Source organism: Kribbella sp. NPDC006257, assembly GCF_040613535.1.
Taxonomy (GTDB): domain Bacteria; phylum Actinomycetota; class Actinomycetes; order Propionibacteriales; family Kribbellaceae; genus Kribbella.
In genome coordinates this window covers 76,328-92,025 of sequence record NZ_JBEXSJ010000010.1, presented here as the reverse complement: position 1 = coordinate 92,025, position 15,698 = coordinate 76,328, and the positions used below count along the sequence as shown (strand labels likewise).

The 15,698-nt window shown below is 64.8% G+C and carries 16 protein-coding genes and 1 pseudogene; 5 read left to right on the top strand and 12 right to left on the bottom strand.

Going from position 1 to position 15,698, the window contains the following annotated elements; genetic code table 11:
- Positions 1–28 precede the first annotated feature (28 nt).
- Positions 29–1,174, top strand: coding sequence for an epoxide hydrolase family protein (locus ABZ004_RS14685; protein WP_355680346.1), 1,146 nt, complete (start codon positions 29–31; stop codon positions 1,172–1,174).
- Between the two features lie 66 nt (positions 1,175–1,240).
- On the opposite strand, the gene ABZ004_RS14680 is transcribed toward ABZ004_RS14685, so the two are convergent.
- From ABZ004_RS14680 to ABZ004_RS14660, 5 genes are all read right to left on the bottom strand, one after another.
- Positions 1,241–2,188, bottom strand: coding sequence for a hypothetical protein (locus ABZ004_RS14680; RefSeq protein WP_355680345.1), 948 nt, complete (start codon positions 2,186–2,188; stop codon positions 1,241–1,243).
- The gene (locus tag ABZ004_RS14675; protein ID WP_355680344.1) at positions 2,188–3,051 is read right to left on the bottom strand and encodes a carbohydrate ABC transporter permease; all 864 of its coding nucleotides are present in this window, start codon (positions 3,049–3,051) and stop codon (positions 2,188–2,190) included. The genes ABZ004_RS14680 and ABZ004_RS14675 overlap by 1 nt, the downstream gene beginning before the upstream one ends.
- A 1-nt stretch (position 3,052) precedes the next feature.
- A complete protein-coding gene (locus tag ABZ004_RS14670; RefSeq protein ID WP_355680343.1) occupies positions 3,053–3,994 on the bottom strand; it encodes a sugar ABC transporter permease in 942 nt (313 codons plus the stop codon).
- Position 3,995: 1 nt separating this feature from the next.
- Entirely contained in the window at positions 3,996–5,300 is a 1,305-nt protein-coding gene (locus tag ABZ004_RS14665) for an extracellular solute-binding protein (RefSeq protein ID WP_355680342.1), read from the bottom strand.
- Positions 5,301–5,436: 136 nt separating this feature from the next.
- Positions 5,437–6,456 (bottom strand): LacI family DNA-binding transcriptional regulator, encoded by a 1,020-nt coding sequence (locus ABZ004_RS14660; RefSeq protein ID WP_355680341.1) that lies wholly within the window; start codon positions 6,454–6,456, stop codon positions 5,437–5,439.
- Between the two features lie 193 nt (positions 6,457–6,649).
- On the opposite strand from ABZ004_RS14660, the gene ABZ004_RS14655 reads away from it, so the two are divergent.
- Entirely contained in the window at positions 6,650–7,510 is an 861-nt protein-coding gene (locus ABZ004_RS14655; protein WP_355680340.1) for a hypothetical protein, read from the top strand.
- A gap of 11 nt (positions 7,511–7,521) precedes the next feature.
- Here the strand turns inward: ABZ004_RS14655 and ABZ004_RS14650 are convergent, their stop codons facing one another.
- Positions 7,522–8,547 (bottom strand): hypothetical protein, encoded by a 1,026-nt coding sequence (locus ABZ004_RS14650; RefSeq protein WP_355680339.1) that lies wholly within the window; start codon positions 8,545–8,547, stop codon positions 7,522–7,524.
- Positions 8,548–8,710: 163 nt separating this feature from the next.
- Between ABZ004_RS14650 and ABZ004_RS14645 the strand changes: the two genes are divergently transcribed.
- Positions 8,711–9,067: a hypothetical protein gene (locus ABZ004_RS14645; RefSeq protein WP_355680338.1), complete on the top strand. Its 357-nt coding sequence runs from the start codon at positions 8,711–8,713 to the stop codon at positions 9,065–9,067.
- Positions 9,064–9,741, top strand: coding sequence for a hypothetical protein (locus ABZ004_RS14640; protein ID WP_355680337.1), 678 nt, complete (start codon positions 9,064–9,066; stop codon positions 9,739–9,741). Before ABZ004_RS14645 ends, ABZ004_RS14640 begins: the two co-directional genes overlap by 4 nt.
- 9 nt (positions 9,742–9,750) lie before the next feature.
- On the opposite strand, the gene ABZ004_RS14635 is transcribed toward ABZ004_RS14640, so the two are convergent.
- From ABZ004_RS14635 to ABZ004_RS14620, 4 genes and pseudogenes are all read right to left on the bottom strand, one after another.
- Entirely contained in the window at positions 9,751–10,503 is a 753-nt protein-coding gene (locus tag ABZ004_RS14635; protein WP_355680336.1) for an SDR family oxidoreductase, read from the bottom strand.
- 152 nt (positions 10,504–10,655) lie between these two features.
- Positions 10,656–11,045, bottom strand: a complete 390-nt coding sequence (locus tag ABZ004_RS14630) for a flavoprotein (protein ID WP_355680335.1) — start codon at positions 11,043–11,045, stop codon at positions 10,656–10,658.
- Positions 11,046–11,111: 66 nt separating this feature from the next.
- Positions 11,112–11,537 (bottom strand): MmcQ/YjbR family DNA-binding protein, encoded by a 426-nt coding sequence (locus ABZ004_RS14625; protein ID WP_355680334.1) that lies wholly within the window; start codon positions 11,535–11,537, stop codon positions 11,112–11,114.
- Positions 11,538–11,614: 77 nt separating this feature from the next.
- A pseudogene (locus ABZ004_RS14620) lies at positions 11,615–12,570 on the bottom strand (YafY family protein).
- A 62-nt stretch (positions 12,571–12,632) separates the two neighbouring features.
- Here ABZ004_RS14620 and ABZ004_RS14615 point away from each other — a divergent pair.
- A complete protein-coding gene (locus ABZ004_RS14615) occupies positions 12,633–13,805 on the top strand; it encodes an epoxide hydrolase family protein (RefSeq protein WP_355680333.1) in 1,173 nt (390 codons plus the stop codon).
- A gap of 50 nt (positions 13,806–13,855) precedes the next feature.
- On the opposite strand, the gene ABZ004_RS14610 is transcribed toward ABZ004_RS14615, so the two are convergent.
- Both ABZ004_RS14610 and ABZ004_RS14605 read right to left on the bottom strand, forming a co-directional pair.
- Positions 13,856–14,389 carry a hypothetical protein gene (locus ABZ004_RS14610; RefSeq protein WP_355680332.1) on the bottom strand — a complete coding sequence of 178 codons (534 nt, stop codon included), beginning with the start codon at positions 14,387–14,389 and terminating at the stop codon, positions 13,856–13,858.
- Position 14,390: 1 nt separating this feature from the next.
- Positions 14,391–15,557 (bottom strand): radical SAM protein, encoded by a 1,167-nt coding sequence (locus ABZ004_RS14605; protein ID WP_355680331.1) that lies wholly within the window; start codon positions 15,555–15,557, stop codon positions 14,391–14,393.
- Between the last annotated feature and the right edge of the window lie 141 nt (positions 15,558–15,698).

The window sequence follows — 15,698 nt, the reverse complement described above, 5'->3', positions numbered from 1 at the left end:
GTTCCTATATGGCTCCTACGGTAGAGCCATGAACAACAACGACAGCACCTCCGCAGACATCCGTCCCTTCAAGATCGACATCGCCCAGGCTGACCTCGACGACCTGCTCGCCCGGCTGGCCAACACCCGCCTGCCGCAGCCGGCGCCTGGCGACGACTGGGACCTCGGTACGCCGAACCACTACCTCCGCGAGATGGTCGACCGCTGGCAGAACGAGTTCGACTGGCGTGAGCAGGAGGCGCGGATGAACGAGTTCCCGCACTACCTGACCGAGATCGACGGCCAGACCGTCCACTTCATCCACGTCCGGTCCGCGGTCGAGGGTGCGACGCCGTTGCTGCTGGCCCACTCCTACCCGGGATCATTCGTCGACTTCCTCGACATGATCGGCCCGCTCACAGATCCTGTCGCTCACGGCGGTTCAGCCGACGATGCCTTCTCGGTCGTCGTCCCGTCGATCCCGGGTTTCGGATTCAGCACTCCGCTCGTCGACCGCGGCTGGACGATGGCCCGGGTCGCCCGGACGTTCGACAAGCTGATGCGGCGCCTCGGCTACTCGTCGTACGGATCCCACGGAAGCGACGGCGGCGCCATGATCTCCCGCGAACTCGGCCTGCTGAACCCTCCCGGATTCCTCGGCCTGCACGTCCTCCAGCTCTTCTCGTTCCCGTCGGGCGACCCGACCGAGTTCGAGAACTTCGGACCGGCCGAGTACGCCGCCCTCGAGCACATGCAGTGGTTCCAGTCCGTCGGCGGCTACAACGCGATCAACGCCAGCCGCCCGCAGACCGTTGCCGTCGGCATCTCCGACTCCCCTGTCGGCCAGCTCGCGTGGAACGAACTCTTCAACAGCTTCGGCAACGGCACGAGCCTGGTCACCCCCGACCAGATCCTCACCGAGGTCAGCCTCTACTGGTTCACCAACACCTCAGCCAACGCCGGCCGCTACCACTACGAAGAAGCCCACGCCGGCACCGAACCAGCCGTCAACACTGCCCCCACCGGCGTCGCAGTCTTCGCCGACGACTTCAAAACCATCCGCTCCCTGGCCGCCCGGGACAACACCAACATCGTCCACTGGAGCAACTTCGAAACCGGCGGCCATTATGCCTCCCTCGAACGCCCGGAGGACGTGGTAGCCGACCTCCGCACCTTCTTCGCAAGCCTCCGCTGACCTCTTCACCCCCGGCTGGCCCACCGTCTCTGGCGGTGGGCCGCCTTGCGTTGGAGGGAACCAGCGTCAGGAGGGTTTCAGGGTGAGTCCGTCGGCGGCGAGGAAGACCGGCATGGGGTCGCTGATGGCGCCGATGAATCCCTCCGGTCCTTCGTTGTGGAAGGCAAGTAATACCCAGGCGCCGTCGACGTCCCGCACCAGCCGCCCGACGTACAGGGAATCGTCTGTCAGCGGGGTCGCTCTGCTGATGTCGAACGGACCGGAGACGCTGTCGGCGATCAGGGACCAGACGCCGCCGCTGCCCGACGTTGCCTTCTTGCCGGCCGAGAGTTCGTTCCGCAGACAGTTGAACAGGAGAACGACCTGTCCCTCCACCACCTCGACCTGGAACACCTCGAGCTGCCCGAACCCGGCACCGGGTTCGCTCAGCGGCGGTTGCACCTCCCAACTGAGCAGGTCACGCGACCGCGCATGGCCGACCACGCCGCGATCGTCGACGGGGCCATGGTTCGCCCGGCCGGTGATCAGCATGTGCCAGCCGTCGCCAGCCGGATCCTCGAAGACCCAAGGATCGCGCCAGGCCTCGTCGAACCACGTCGTACCGTCGTACTTCTCGTACCAGCGCGGATCGGCGGATGCGATCGGATTGCCGTCGTACTTGTGCCAGGTCACCAGATCATCAGACCTGGCCAGGCCGATCGTCTGGATCAGCGCCCCGTCGCGCTCGCTCGCTCCGGTGTAGAACATGTGCCACGTACCGTCCGGACCCCGTACGACGGACCCGGTCCACGTCGCTGCGTCATCGAAGGCCGGCGCGTCCCCGTGGACAAGCGCATCCTGCACTCTCGTCCAGGAACGCAAATCGTCCGATACCGCGTGACCGATCGACGCGCGGCCGTGACGCCGGCCCGGGTCGTGCAAGGCACGAGACGCGTACAGGAAGAACAGGTGGTACTGGTCGCCGTCCTTGGCGAACCAGAAGTCCCACACCCACGAGTCGGGCAGTTCGAGCATCAGCCCTTCACCCCCGCCGAGGCGATGCTGCCGATGAAGGCGCGCTGGAACGCGACGAACAGGACGAGTACCGGCACGGTGATCATCGAGGCGTAGGCCATGATTTGTCCCCAGGAGACGTTGAGCTGGAAGAAGTACTGGATGCCGACCATCACCGGTCGCAGGTCCTCGCTCTGCACCACCATCAGCGGCCACAGGTAGGAGTTCCAGGCGGGCAGGAAGGTCAGAATCGCGACAGTGGCGATGGCGGGTCCGGACAGCGGCATCACGACGCGTCGGTAGATGCCGAACCAGCCGGCGCCGTCCATCCGCGCGGCCTCGTCGAGCTCGACCGGGATGCTGCTGAAGTACTGGTAGAAGAGATAGATCGAGAATGCATTGGCGACGAACGGCAGGATCTGTACGTGATACGTGTCCAGCCATCCCGAGGTCAGGGTCAGGTGGAATCCGTGAATCTCCAACCAGGGCAGCTTGTTGACCCACCACACCAACGGCAGCGCGAAGGTCTCGAACGGCACGATCAACGTCGCGATGACGGCGGCCAGTACTACGCGCCGCCCGCGCCACCGCATCCGGGATAGCGCGAACGCCGCCATACTGTTGATCAAGATGCCCAAGGCAACCGTCACCAGGGAGATCAGTACCGAGTTGAACAGCAGCCGCTCGGCCGGCACCCGGTCGAAGACGCCGCGGTAGTTGTCCAGGGAGATGTCGCCCACCGGCAGGATCGCCTTGATCGAGCTGAGGTCGGCGAAGATCTGTGCGTCCGGCTTGAAGGACGAGATGAGCATGAAGACGATCGGGAACGCGAAGAAGATCACCAACACCGACCGCCCCAGCTGCAGAGGCAGTACCCGCTTCATGTCACGCCTTCTCTCTGGTCAGGAAGCGCTGGACGCCCGAGACGGTCAACACCAGCACGAAGAACACCAGCGAGACCGCCGCGGCATAACCGGTGGACTGCTGTTCGTACCCCGCCCGGACCGCCATGAAGACCACCGTGGTCGTCCGGTCGAGCGGACCACCCTGAGTCATCACGCTGATCTGGGTGAAGAGGCTCAATGCAGCAATCGTGATGGTGATCAGGATGAAGGTCCGGGTTGCCCGCAGCCCCGGCCAGGTGACATGAGTGAACGTCTTCCAGGTGGAGGCGCCATCGAGGGACGCCGCCTCGTACAGGTCGCGCGGAATCGTCTGCAGGCCGGCCAGCCAGATGATCATGTGGAAGCCGACGGCCTGCCAGATCGACATGAACATGATCGCCGGCATCGCCGTCGTTGGGTTGTTCAGCCAGTCGGTCCCGTGGGAGTGCCCGAAGGTGACCGCCGAGATGATCTGGTTCAGCAGCCCGTCCGGCTGGTAGATGAACCGCCACAGCAGCGAGATCACCACCATCGACGTGACCACCGGAGCGAAGTACACGGTCCTGAAGAAGTTCGTCCCGCGCACCTTCGCGTTGGCCAGCAGCGCCAGGATCAGCGCCAGCCCGGCCTGGACGGGGACGACGACCACCGCGAAGTACGCCGTATTGCGCAAGGACGCCCAGAAGAAGCTGTCCCCGAAGAGCCGGATGAAGTTGTCCGCGCCGACGAACCGTGGCGGCCTCGGCGAGATCAGCCTGGCGTTGGTGAACGCCAGCCCGAAGGCGAGCGCGACGGGCACCAGGAAGAAGACGACCAGCAGGATGACGGCGGGCGACGCCATCGCGGCACCGATCAGCGTCTCGCGGGACCGGGCGCTCGGCGTACGGACTTGTCGTGGAATCGCTTGCTCGGCGACTCGTCGGGGAGCTGTGGTGGCAGACATGTCAGTACGCGTAGTTGCCGTTGGACTTGATGTTGCTGTCGATGTCGGCTGCTGCCTTGTCGAGGATCTTCTGGGCGTCACCGCCGGCCAGGATGTCCGAGACGGCCTTCTGGAACGTCGAGGCGATGAACGGGTACGCCGGGGTGACAGGCCGCACCTCCGCGTACTTCTGCGACAGCTCGAGGAAGATCCGGTACTTGCCACCTGGCGCGTACGCCGGTACTTGCGCCGCCGCATCGGTGTTGGCCGGGATCAGGCCGAGCGCCTTCGCGTAGTCGACGTAGTACTCCGGCTTGGCCGAGAACTTGAGGTACTCCAGAGCGCCGTCCTTGGCCGCACACGCCGACGACATACCCCACTGCCAGGAGGCGCCACCGATCTTCGGGCCCTTGCCGAAGTCCGGCGGCGGCAGGAAGACCACGTCGGCGCCGTACTTCTTGGTGACCGTGTCCGCGGCCCAACTGCCGTTCCACATGATCGCGCTCTTGCCGTTGACGAAATCCACGGCCGAGTCCTTGCCCGACTTCTGCTGCGCATACCCCTTGGTGATCATGCTGCGGAACCAGGTAGCCCACTTGAGGGCATCCGGCCCGTTCAGAACACCCTTCGCAGTCTGGTAGCCGTCGCGGTTCACCAGGTCACCGCCAAAGCTCTGCAACATCGGCGAGTAGGCGTAGGGAATCCATTCGCCGGTGCCGGCCGTGCCCAGGTCGAGCGGGTACGCGTACTTGCCGCCCGCCTTGATCTTCGCCACCGCGGCGTCGAACTCCTCACCGGTCCACGGCTTGTCGATCGTCGGGATCCTGATGCCGTACTGCGTCAGTACGGACTTGCGAGCGGTGAGGTTCATCGCGACGTCGTAGTGACCGAAGGAGTAGATCTTGTCGTCCACCTTGCCGAGCGTGCTCGGCAGCTGCTTGTCGAAGAATCCGCTGGGCAGATCGAGAGGCTGAAGATAGCCGGCCCAGGCCCAGTTCGGCACGTTCGGCCCATCGATGTCCATGACGCAGGGCAGCTTCTTCGCGGCCGCCGCGGCGGTGACTGCGTCGTTGTAAGCGGCCTGCGGGAAGGACTGAAGCTTCACCTTGTACTTGCTCTGGCTGGCATTGAAGGCGTCGACCACCTTCTTGTTGACCGCCAGCTCGACGGGGTTGCCGCCGTTGTGCGTCCATAGTTCGAGGGTGGTGACACCGCCTTCGCTGGTCGATCCGCTCTCCGAACTGCCCGAGGAGCAGGCCTGCAGACCGACTGCGGCGGCGCAGAGCAGGGCGACTGCGCCGATACTCCGCTTGGTGACATGTTGCATGGTCTTTCCTTTCGTTTTCGGGCAGGCCGAAGCAACGCATCGACTGCCGGTACTGCGTGTCTGTGGCAGCGGTGAGCGTCGATGGCCCCGCTGTTACGTCTTGATGCTGTTACGTCTTGATGCTGCTAGATCTTGATCAGCTGGGTCGGTCCACTGACTTGCGGACCACCAGCGGACAGTGCAGGGCCGCGTGCTCCGCACCATCGGGTTCTCGTCCCTCGATTCGTGCGATCAGGGCGTCCACGGCCCAAGCACCCATCTCGTAGTGAGGCAGCGCGACCGTGGTCAACCCCGGGCGGACTCCATCAGCGATGAGCTCCTGGTTGTCGAACCCCACGACCGACAGATCCTGAGGTATGCGCAGACCGAGCTCGGCCGCGGCGTGATAAGCACCCATGGCCATCCGGTCGTTGAAGCAGAAAACGGCCGTCGGCCTCACAGTTGTTGACAGCAACTTCCGTGCGGCTTGCAGTCCGCCTTCGGTGTCCGACCGGCCCGTGACCACGAGGCGCTGCTCGAAGGTCAGGCCGGCGGCTTTCAAGGCCTGCTTGTATCCCTGGAGCCGTCCGTGGGTGGCAGGAATGTCATCGACGTTGTTGACGAACCCGATCCGGGAATGCCCATGGCGGATCAGCTCCTCGGTGGCAGTCCGCCCACCGGCCACCTCGTCAGGCACTACCGAAGGCACGGCAATGTCCGAAGACCGCGCGTCGAGCAACACGGTCGGTACTTCGCCGACCGCGTCCGGCAGCGCGACCTCGCGGTGGTACATCGTCGCGTAGAGGAAGCCGTCCACCTGCCGCTGCCGAAGCGCCCGGATCTCAGCGGCTTCGAACTCGCTGTCCGACCCGGTGTTGACCAGCATCAGCAACCACCCGGCCTTCGACGCGGCCTCCTGCGCCCCGAGGATCATCCGCCCGGCGTACGGCGTCGTCGCGATCTCGTCGCTGATCAGGGCCAGCATCTGCGATCGCTGGAGGCGCAGGTTCCGCGCCACGCTGCTGGGCGCGTAGCCCAGCTCGGCCGCGGACCGCCGGACCCGATCCCGGGTACTGTCGGTGATCCGCTTCCCCGGCGCGTCGTTCAGGACGTGCGACACCGTCGTGACCGACACCCCCGCATGCGCCGCCACATCCTTGATCGACACCTTCGCCATCTCTTTGCCCAATCGTTTTTCCAGCTGTTGGGGACTACAGTCGCGCTCTCGATCCGGGCTGTCAAGATGTCATGCCCAATCGATTTTTCAGATGAGATCCTGCGCTGACGCCACGGCGCCGGCCCGGCCGCGTTCGGGGCCCCGCTCTGCCGTAGCGGCCGTTCTTGGTGTTTCCTCAGTACAGGAGACATCCATGACACAGACCGGCCGCTCAGCACCCCCACCGCGAAGGAAGGCACGTCCGGCGCTCGTCGTCGCTGCCGCCGTACTGGTCACCGTGGCCTCCGCGCTGCTGGCCGGACTCGCGGTCGTATTCCTCAAAGGCCCGTCGGACTCGAGCCAGCCCGCACTTCCCTTGCCTGTGAGCAGTACGACGGTCAGCGCGCCCACCTCAACGCCCGGCGTCCCGGTAGGTACTCCGACCGCTTCGGTCACGCCAAGGCCCTTCCGGTACCAACCGCTGTGGCCGTTCGCCTCGACCGCCGCAGCCGCTGCATGGCAGCGCTCCTACCGCAGCGGCGGGCACCAACCGTGGCATCTGGACGCAGAGCAGACCGCGCTGTCCTTCACCACCGGCTTCCTCGGCTTCACCGAGATCAACCAAGTCGTGTCGCGCTCAGTTCAAGGAGACGACGCGCGGATCCGCGTGGGCTACAAGCCGGACGGCAAAGACCCTGCTGCCGTCGCCGCGGAACTCCACCTGGTCCGCATCGGTCAGGGCGCGGACGCACCCTGGGAAGTCGTCGGAACCATCGACGCCACCCTCTCGTTGGATCGCCCCCGGTACGGCGCGACCGTGACCTCACCCCTAACCGCCAGCGGCCTGATCACCGGCGTCGACGAGTCCATCCGACTGGAAGTCAGGCAGCCGTCCTCCACCCGCCCACTCGGCACCTCCTGCTGCCTCCCCGCCGGCGGCACCAACCAACCGTGGTCAGCACGAGTCACCTACAAGGGCGCAACCGACCCCGCCCAAACCCTCATAGCCTCAACCGGCGGCCACGTCCAATCCGTAGAACGCTTCGCCATCACCGCCATCCGCTCAAGCCGATAGGTCGCATCCACTCACGCCGCACTCAGAGAAGCCAGGTAGGCGAGATGGTGTGAAGTCCCGATCGCCACCGGCTTGCTGGTCGAGCCAAGACTGCTTCCGCGACCGTCAGCAGCACTGGCGATCTCCCCATCGCCCCAGGAATACTGCGCCCCCGAAAAGCTCCCCGACTGAACCAGGTCACTGCAGACCACACGCAAGGTCGGCCCCCGCCCCATCTCGCCGCTCATTCGCTCCCTGACAAACAGCCAATGATCAGAACAGGTGTACTTCAGAGTGACGTGCTTGCTGGGAAACTGCGCTCCCACTCCCGGATGCACAACGCCGTAATCACCCAACCGAATCTCACGACCCCCACCTTCAACCACACCCCGCCAGATCTCCTCCTCGAACCGAGGCCGTTCCCACAACGACGTCTGATCAAGCGCCGACGGCACCGACCCGCTCAGAATCGTCATCGACCGAAAAGCACCCAACGCTTCCAACGCCGCAAAACTCCCCAGCGCCCATTCCACCAACTGCGGGCTGCATGAATCGACATACTCCAGATCAACGATCAGATCGACCTGCCCAACCTCCAACTCGAGAAGGTCAACCACCCGACCAACATCCTCCGCCGTCGCCCAGGCCGCCCCCACCCGAATCGCCCCACCCGCACCAAGTTCGCTCCCCAGCCGCCCGATCCACCCAATCCGGCTAGCCGGCAAATCCCCCCGAGCCACCGGCACGAACGGAATCTGACCCCCGAAGAGTTCGTCCTCCCCAGACAACCTGTCAGCCAACGCCCCCAACCCACCCCGATCCTCACCCGCAAAAGTCAACGACCCCGGCGGCCCAACGGCGTCAACCATGACCAGCCGCCCCAGCGCATGGAGCTTGCGAGCCACCTTCTCGACATTCTGCAGTTGCCCGTCAACGTCCCCGTCGAACTGCAGCAACGGCTGCACGCGGCCCACCTCCCGCAGCGCCTCGACCGCCCACAACTCCCCCTGCTTAGCACGCAGCGCCACAAGCGCGTCGAAGTCCCCAGCCTCGAACATCGCGCCTCCTCCGGTCACACTCAGTCACCTCCAAACAGAGTAGGCGGCCCTCCGTCGCGGCGCAGTCCTGCTGGCGATTCCGTCGTAGTCGCCTGTGGATAACTCCCGGGGCATCGCGTCGCACCGCCCTATTCTGAGTAGGCGTTCGACAGAAAGGACCGCAATGGACCACCCGGAAACGGAGTACTTGCTTCCTGACGGCGACCGGGTGCGCGTCATCGCCACCTCGGAGGCCTCAAGGCTCCTCCCGAACCTCCTGAAACTGTTCCGCTCGGGCAAGACCGAGCCGATGATCTTCGGCGATGCCGGCCATCCAGAAGGCGTCGTCATCCCGTGGGAAGTCTGGCAACGACTCGACGCCCTGGCGTACGAGGAAGACGGCTTCGCTCACATGTACGAAACAGCGCGCCAGCGATTGGCCGACCCGCAGCCGTCCATCCCCTTGGAGCAGGCGGCCGCAGACATCGGGTGGGATCTCGATGAAGAAGTTGATGACTCCGAGTTCCGCAAACCGAAGTGACGCAGTACCGCATCCTGATGCGGCCAGAAGTGCTCCAGCAACTGGCCGCGCTCAGCCACGCAGCCCAGACTCAGCCCGACAGCCTGCGGGAACGTGAGTTCCGGGCCCTCAAGGCAGGTCTCCGTGCTATCGCCAACGGCGAAGAAGAGAGCTTCGACGGTAAGCGTCTTGGCTATTCGCCGGACCATCACGACCTCAGGGACTGCGCGGAAATCAAGCTGCCAGTCGTCACGGAGGCTCGCTACAACCGAGATCTCGGTCCGTCCCATCGCCTGCTCTACCGTGAGTTCGAGCCTGACGACGGCGGGCCGCCATACCGCGAGGTGATCTCCTTCGCGCACCGCGGCGACGACCGCCCTTTCAAGGAGGCCGCAGCCCGCTTGGACCGCGCACACGGCGTCAAGCACCAGGTCTTGGACGGCATCTCCAACACCCGCCCCCAACGCGGCCAGCGCCCTTCAGGCCAGGCAGCGCCTGTCCGTCAGCCGCTTCCAGCTGACCTCGCCAAAGCACTTGCCGCGGCGTCAAGCGTCGCGCTTGCCAGTGGCGCGACCTCCTCCCGCTCGGCTCCTCAAGCCGCCGCAACCGCAGCCCACGAGCCAGACCAGCCCAGCGCCTACCGTCGTCCGCCGCCGACAGGCAAGCGCGTCGACTCGACCAACCTGGCCCGCTGAGTCTTCCGTTCAGGGGAGGAGGTCGCGGCCGCCGTCTGCTACAAGGCGTTGGCCGGTGACGAAGCCGGCGCCTTCGGAGGCGAAGAAGCTTACGGCGTGTGCGATGTCGTCGGGCGTCCCCATTCGCCCGACCGGCACCGACGCCTCGTACTCCGCGCGCACGGCCTCCGACACATCCGCGTGCCTCTCGACCGGTATAAACCCCGGTGCGACCGTATTCACCGTGATCCCGTACGGCGCAAGCTCGCGTGCCCAACTCCGCGTCAGACCAACCTGCGCAGCCTTCGCCGTCGCATACGCCGACCGCCCCGGCGGCGACCGAAACGCAACCTCAGAGTCGATCTGCACAATCCGCCCGTACTGCCGCTCCCGCATGCCCGGCACAATCTCCCGTCCCAACAACACTGGACTCTTCACAAAGAAGTCCAACTGGTTCAGGTGTTCCTCCCACCCGATCTCCAGCACCGCCCCGTTCGGCTGTGGCCCGGTCGCATTGACCACCAACAAGTCCACGGCACCGAGCCCGGCCTCGATTGCCGCCACCAACTCTGCTACCGCGTCCCGGTCAGTCACGTCGCCCTCGAACACCTCGGCCACGCCACCCGCATCCCGAATGTCCGCGACGACTTCATCCGCCCGTCCATCCCCCGGCAGCCCGTTGACCGCCACCGCAAACCCATCGCGCCCGAGCCGTCGCGCGATCACAGCCCCCAGACCCCTAGAACTTCCCGTCACCAACGCGACGCGCTGCCCGCTGCTCATACCCGCGATCATCGCAGCTGTTCGATGGCCGAGAGGATCGCTTCCCAGGGGACCGGCCTTCCGTCCTCCTCCCGAGGCTCGCGGAGAGGCCAGACATCTTCGCCGTACAGGAATCGCACGCCGGCGCTTCGTAGTACGTCAATGTGTGCTTGCTACGCAGGATGACGCGCGTGCGCGGCGTTCACTCGGGGGAACACGACCATCGGCACGCTGCCGACGCTCTCGCAGAGGACAGACATTGCCTGGTTGTCGCCGATCCCGAGCGCCAGCTTGGCGACTGTGTTAGCTGAGGCGGGCACCACGGCGTACGCGTCCGCCTTCGGGTGCGGCCGTGGCTCACCAGGCATCCGAGGCTCCGATCGCACCGGCAGCCCCGTAACTACTTCGAGCTTGCCGACCTCACCGACGTTCTCCAACCACCATCCAGCCGTTGGCGTCAAAGTGACGGCGACCGTGTACCCCAACGCGACCAACCGCTCGACCAGCCCCACCCGCAGCTGCTCGACCCCACCCGCCCCACTAGCGACGACCCCAACGATCAAAGCAATCCCTCCACGGCAGTCGCCTTCGTCTGTTGCCTGCCGCATCCTTCACCGACAGAAGCTAGTTCACCTCTTCGCAGCCATGCTCTCCCGCAACTTCCGCGCCAGCCCCTTCGGCGCCATGATGCAGTAGCTCTCAGCAAGCAACTCCCCCACCTCGTCCCAATCAGTCTCCTCCTCATCAAGCACGATCCCCACCACGTCCGAACCCCACTGCGCCTTGAAAAACGGCGCCCCCATCGTCGTCAACGCAGCCAGCTCCGGCCCCGCCGCCCGAAACGTCATCACCGTCACCGGCCCGTCATCCCCCGCCGCCTCCGCATACGCCGCCGGCACTCCCGACATGATCGTCAACACATGCGCGATCGTCCGCTTCCTCACCCGCCACCGAGTCCCCACCCACGCATCCTCTTCATACGCATCCGGAAACCCCTGGCAAATCTTCCCAAGCCGCTCCACAATCTCGACCGGCGCATCACTGGTCTCAGTCACACCCAACCTCCCGTCACCAGAGACGCTAATACCGCCCTCCGACAGTTTTGTTCGGCACGCGTACTCGTCGAAGATGCTCAGTCAACCGACGGAGCCGCTCGGTAGAACCGATCTCCAAGCATCCGGAACGCGGCGGCCAACTCCGGCGCATCCAGTACTTCGAAGTCGACGTCCAACATGCCGATCCACAGGGCCAGCTGGTGTGGGGTGTCCGAGCCAACCGTGATCAGACAGGTCTCGTCGTCGATCCGCTCCGGCGTGATCGGCACCGGCATACGAGCAATCACGTACGCCGCCGGCGCGTGTACCCGAATCCGCGCGGAGTAGTGCCAAACCGCAGTACTCACCTTCGACCACACGTACTCGGCGACGTCGTCGAACGGGAGTTCGCGAGGCGCGAACCGCGGCCCGGTCGGCGTACGGGGTGTCATCCGGTCCACTCGAAACGTCCGCCAGTCTTCGCGATCGTTGTCCCAGGCAACCAGGTACCACCGTCGTCCCCAGGTGACCGATGCGGTTCCGTAGTACGGACGCTCTCCTCTCCAGCGCGACTCGAGTAGTCGAAGCGCAGTCGCTCGCGCGCCCGGATTGCGGTCGCGACAGCAGTCAGCACTTCGCCGTCGACGGTCGGCCCGGAGCCCGGTACGGCGACCACCGCCGCCTGCATCGCGTTCACCCGGTGCCGCAGTCGCGACGGCAGCACCTGCTCGAGCTTCACGAGTGCGCCGACGGAGGCTTCCTCTATGCCGGCCACGCTCCCGCCGGCCGCAGTACGTAGGCCAACCGCCACTGCCACCGCCTCGTCGTCATCCAGCAGCAACGGCGGCAACGCGGCGCCCGCGCCGAGCCGATATCCGCCAGCGACGCCTGGCTGAGCGTGCACCGGATAACCGAGCGTCCGCAGTCGCTCGATGTCGGTCCTGAGGGTCCTGGTCGAGATCCCCAGTCGCTCGGCCAGCTCAGGCCCGGTCCAGTCCCGCTGCTTCTGGAGGAGCGAGAGGAGTCTCAGGAGTAGCGCGGAGGTTTCCAGCATTCTCAGATCTTCCCAGCAATCGCGGAAGAAAGTCTTCCGCAATGGCTTCTAGCGTTTGGCGCATGAACACTTCAGCGATTCGCCCCTTCCGCATCGAGATCCCGCAAGCCGACCTGGACGACCTTCGTTCCCGCTTGGCCAACACCCGCTGGCCCTCCCCGGCCCCGACCGAAGCCGCCGACTTCAGCCGCGGCGTACCGCTGACGTATCTGCAGGAACTTGCCACCTACTGGGGCAACGACTTCGACTGGCGTGCGCAGGAGGCCCGGCTCAACTCGTATCCCCAGTTCCTCACCGAGATCGACGGCCAGACCATCCACTTCCTCCACGTCCGCTCCGCCGAACCTTCCGCGACGCCTCTGTTGATGACCCACGGCTACCCGGGATCCTTCGTGGAATTCCTCGAACTGATCGACCCCCTCACCAACCCCGTCGCCCACGGCGGCTCAGCATCCGACGCCTTCCACCTCGTCATCCCCTCGATCCCCGGCTTCGGCTTCTCGACGCCAGTCTCGTCCGACGGCTGGGAGGTTGCCCGTACTACGGAAGCCTTCGCGACGCTGATGGATCGCCTCGGCTACACCACTTATGGCGCCCACGGCGGCGACGTCGGCGCCGGAATCACCGGCCGACTCGCCTCGTTGTATCCCGATTCCATCATCGGCACCCTCGTCAACAGCGACCGCGGCTCCCTAGGCCTGGCCGGCGACCAGTTCCCCATCCCCGACCACCTCACCGAGGACGAACTCGCAGTGGTGGAGGCTCAGCGCGAATCCTGGAAGGCCGAACGAGGCTACCTGGACCTCCAATCCCACCGCCCCGAAACCATCGCGGCAGCCCTCACCGACTCCCCCGTCGGCCAACTCGCCTGGATCGCGGAAAAGTTCCAAACCTGGACCAACCCCTCAGCCACCACCCCAGACCAGGCAGTCCCCCGCGACCAGCTCCTCACCAACATCACCCTCTACTGGTTCACCCGCACAGGCGCCACCGCAGCGCGCTTCCTCCACGAGGCAGCCCACTCCGGCGTCAGCTGGCTAGCCCCCTCATCAGTCCCCGCCGGCTGGTCCATCTTCAACACAGACCCAGTCCTCCGCCGCATCATGGACCCCACCCACCAGATCCCCTTCTGGTCCGACCACAAGGAAGGCGGCCACTTCGCCGCCATGGAAGCCCCCACCCTGTTGGTCGACGACCTCCGCACCTTCTTCAGGACCCTGCAGCCAGAGGCCTGACCCCGCCGCTACCACCTCAGTCCGATCCGCCACACGGATCGGACTGAGGCCTATGGGAAGCGAAGCTCCCGGATCGCCCCAAGCTCAATCCCGTACCGCGCATAAACCTTCGTCGTGTTCTCGCCGGTCAGCCTGTCCTCTGCTATCCCCAACGCCGCCCCCACTCGTACGACGTGCTCCCGTGACTGGCCCTCGATCTCCAGGTACGGCGGAATCATTGGCCAAGAGTCGATCTCCAACTCGGCGTCCAGTAGCTGGAAGCTGACTCGTCGGTTCTCCTGGTAGGACTTCGCGGCGAACCCCATCTTGCCCAGCAACTCGTTGGTCGTTTCGAAATCGTCGACCGCCACTTCGGTTTCCGTCGTGCCATCGATCCCATCGTGCGCGATCTCTTTGATCGCCAGGCTCACCGAAGTCCCGGTATCACGCAGCCGGATCCACCTTGACTTGTCTCCGGCCTGGATGTCGTAGACATAGCGCCGCATCACGCGATACCCGACCCGACGTCCTCCGAGCCGAAGAATCTCGTCGGCCAAACTATCGGGGTCGATATCCAACACCTTGGCCTCGAACTCGATCGCCATATCAGTTCCGAACCTCTCCCTCGACGCCGTACTTCCGTGCCAGCTTTCGGTACTCAGCTTCGCGCAACGCCAGGATCTCGGCACGGAGATCGCTCCGCACGAACTCTTCCACAGGAAGACACAAGTCCATGCGCTGGATACATACGCCGACTTGGAAGACGCCGTCTCGATCGCGGTATAAGCGAACGCCGTAGTACCCCTCCTCGCAGTCCGTGGAGTTGTTGAATCGGCAGCCAGTACATGTCTCTGGTAGACGCACCGGCCTGATCTGCTTGAAGTAGACGACTCGTCCTGTCGGCAGGCGATACGCCGTGCGCCATCCAGAAGCCCCCGCGGTTACATGGATTCCGACGGGCACCACTTTCAGGTCCCGCAAAAGACCGTAGATCGCCTCAATCGACTCCTCACCCTCATCCAGAGAGTTCAGCAACCGAACTGAGATCGCCGGCGAGTACTCCGACAGCAGCCGGTGAACCCGGGGCACATGATCCTCGTTCGGTACGACGATATTGGCGTTCGCTCGAATGCCGTGAGCAACAGCCACCTGGATCGAGTCTTGTAGTGCTCGGATCTTTCGCTCCGCGCGGATCGTGTTCGCAAACTTCCCATGCTGCACCTGGGCGAGCTCGGCAGCAGTTGTTCCAAAGATCGAGAAGTTGACACGCTCTAGTCCAGCTTCGCCGCAGGCAGGCAAGACCCGTACGCCGTTTTCTCCGTTCGACGTAGCGCACACCTTGTAACCGGCCGCCGCACCAACGCCGACTACCTCAGCCAATTTCGGATGGAGCGTCGGCTCACCGCCGGTCAGGTGCAGCTCATCGACGCACAACGCGTCGCGCAACAGCGCCAAGGTATCCGCGAGAGACTCGTCCGGCGCAACAGTTGCGGGCAAAAACCCGGCTCCATTCGACCCGAGATAGATCGACACCCGACCGGATCGGCCCGCGGCAGTCATCTCGGCGGGAGCCCGCCCGAGGTTGTCTGCGAGAACGGGCGTTCCTTCGTTGTGACAGAAGGTACAGGTCATCCCGCATGCGTCGATGACCTTCAGCCGCAGTGTCCTGTCCATCGAGATGGTCACCGGCAGGCCCGTTCTCGGATGTGCACCCATCAGTGTTGCAGCGGGCCTACGTCTCGGCTCGAGGGTCGGCCAAACAGCAATCTTCATATCGGTCACTCCAAGTCAGCAGGTAAGTCACTCATGCTGAACTTGCTGACTACGGAGCGAAATCGATCGATCCCGTGGGACGAGTCCACGGATCGGTTCCATCCCGCTACCCTCGGTGTGTCATCTCGGAGGGAGGAGGCT

Coding starts and splice junctions, on each gene's coding strand:
- ABZ004_RS14685 (WP_355680346.1), top strand. CDS start 29: ATGAACAACAACGACAGCACCTCCGCAGACATCCGTCCCTTCAAGATC.
- ABZ004_RS14680 (WP_355680345.1), bottom strand. CDS start 2,188: ATGCTCGAACTGCCCGACTCGTGGGTGTGGGACTTCTGGTTCGCCAAG.
- ABZ004_RS14675 (WP_355680344.1), bottom strand. CDS start 3,051: ATGAAGCGGGTACTGCCTCTGCAGCTGGGGCGGTCGGTGTTGGTGATC.
- ABZ004_RS14670 (WP_355680343.1), bottom strand. CDS start 3,994: ATGTCTGCCACCACAGCTCCCCGACGAGTCGCCGAGCAAGCGATTCCA.
- ABZ004_RS14665 (WP_355680342.1), bottom strand. CDS start 5,300: ATGCAACATGTCACCAAGCGGAGTATCGGCGCAGTCGCCCTGCTCTGC.
- ABZ004_RS14660 (WP_355680341.1), bottom strand. CDS start 6,456: ATGGCGAAGGTGTCGATCAAGGATGTGGCGGCGCATGCGGGGGTGTCG.
- ABZ004_RS14655 (WP_355680340.1), top strand. CDS start 6,650: ATGACACAGACCGGCCGCTCAGCACCCCCACCGCGAAGGAAGGCACGT.
- ABZ004_RS14650 (WP_355680339.1), bottom strand. CDS start 8,547: ATGTTCGAGGCTGGGGACTTCGACGCGCTTGTGGCGCTGCGTGCTAAG.
- ABZ004_RS14645 (WP_355680338.1), top strand. CDS start 8,711: ATGGACCACCCGGAAACGGAGTACTTGCTTCCTGACGGCGACCGGGTG.
- ABZ004_RS14635 (WP_355680336.1), bottom strand. CDS start 10,503: ATGAGCAGCGGGCAGCGCGTCGCGTTGGTGACGGGAAGTTCTAGGGGT.
- ABZ004_RS14615 (WP_355680333.1), top strand. CDS start 12,633: ATGAACACTTCAGCGATTCGCCCCTTCCGCATCGAGATCCCGCAAGCC.
- ABZ004_RS14610 (WP_355680332.1), bottom strand. CDS start 14,389: ATGGCGATCGAGTTCGAGGCCAAGGTGTTGGATATCGACCCCGATAGT.
- ABZ004_RS14605 (WP_355680331.1), bottom strand. CDS start 15,557: ATGAAGATTGCTGTTTGGCCGACCCTCGAGCCGAGACGTAGGCCCGCT.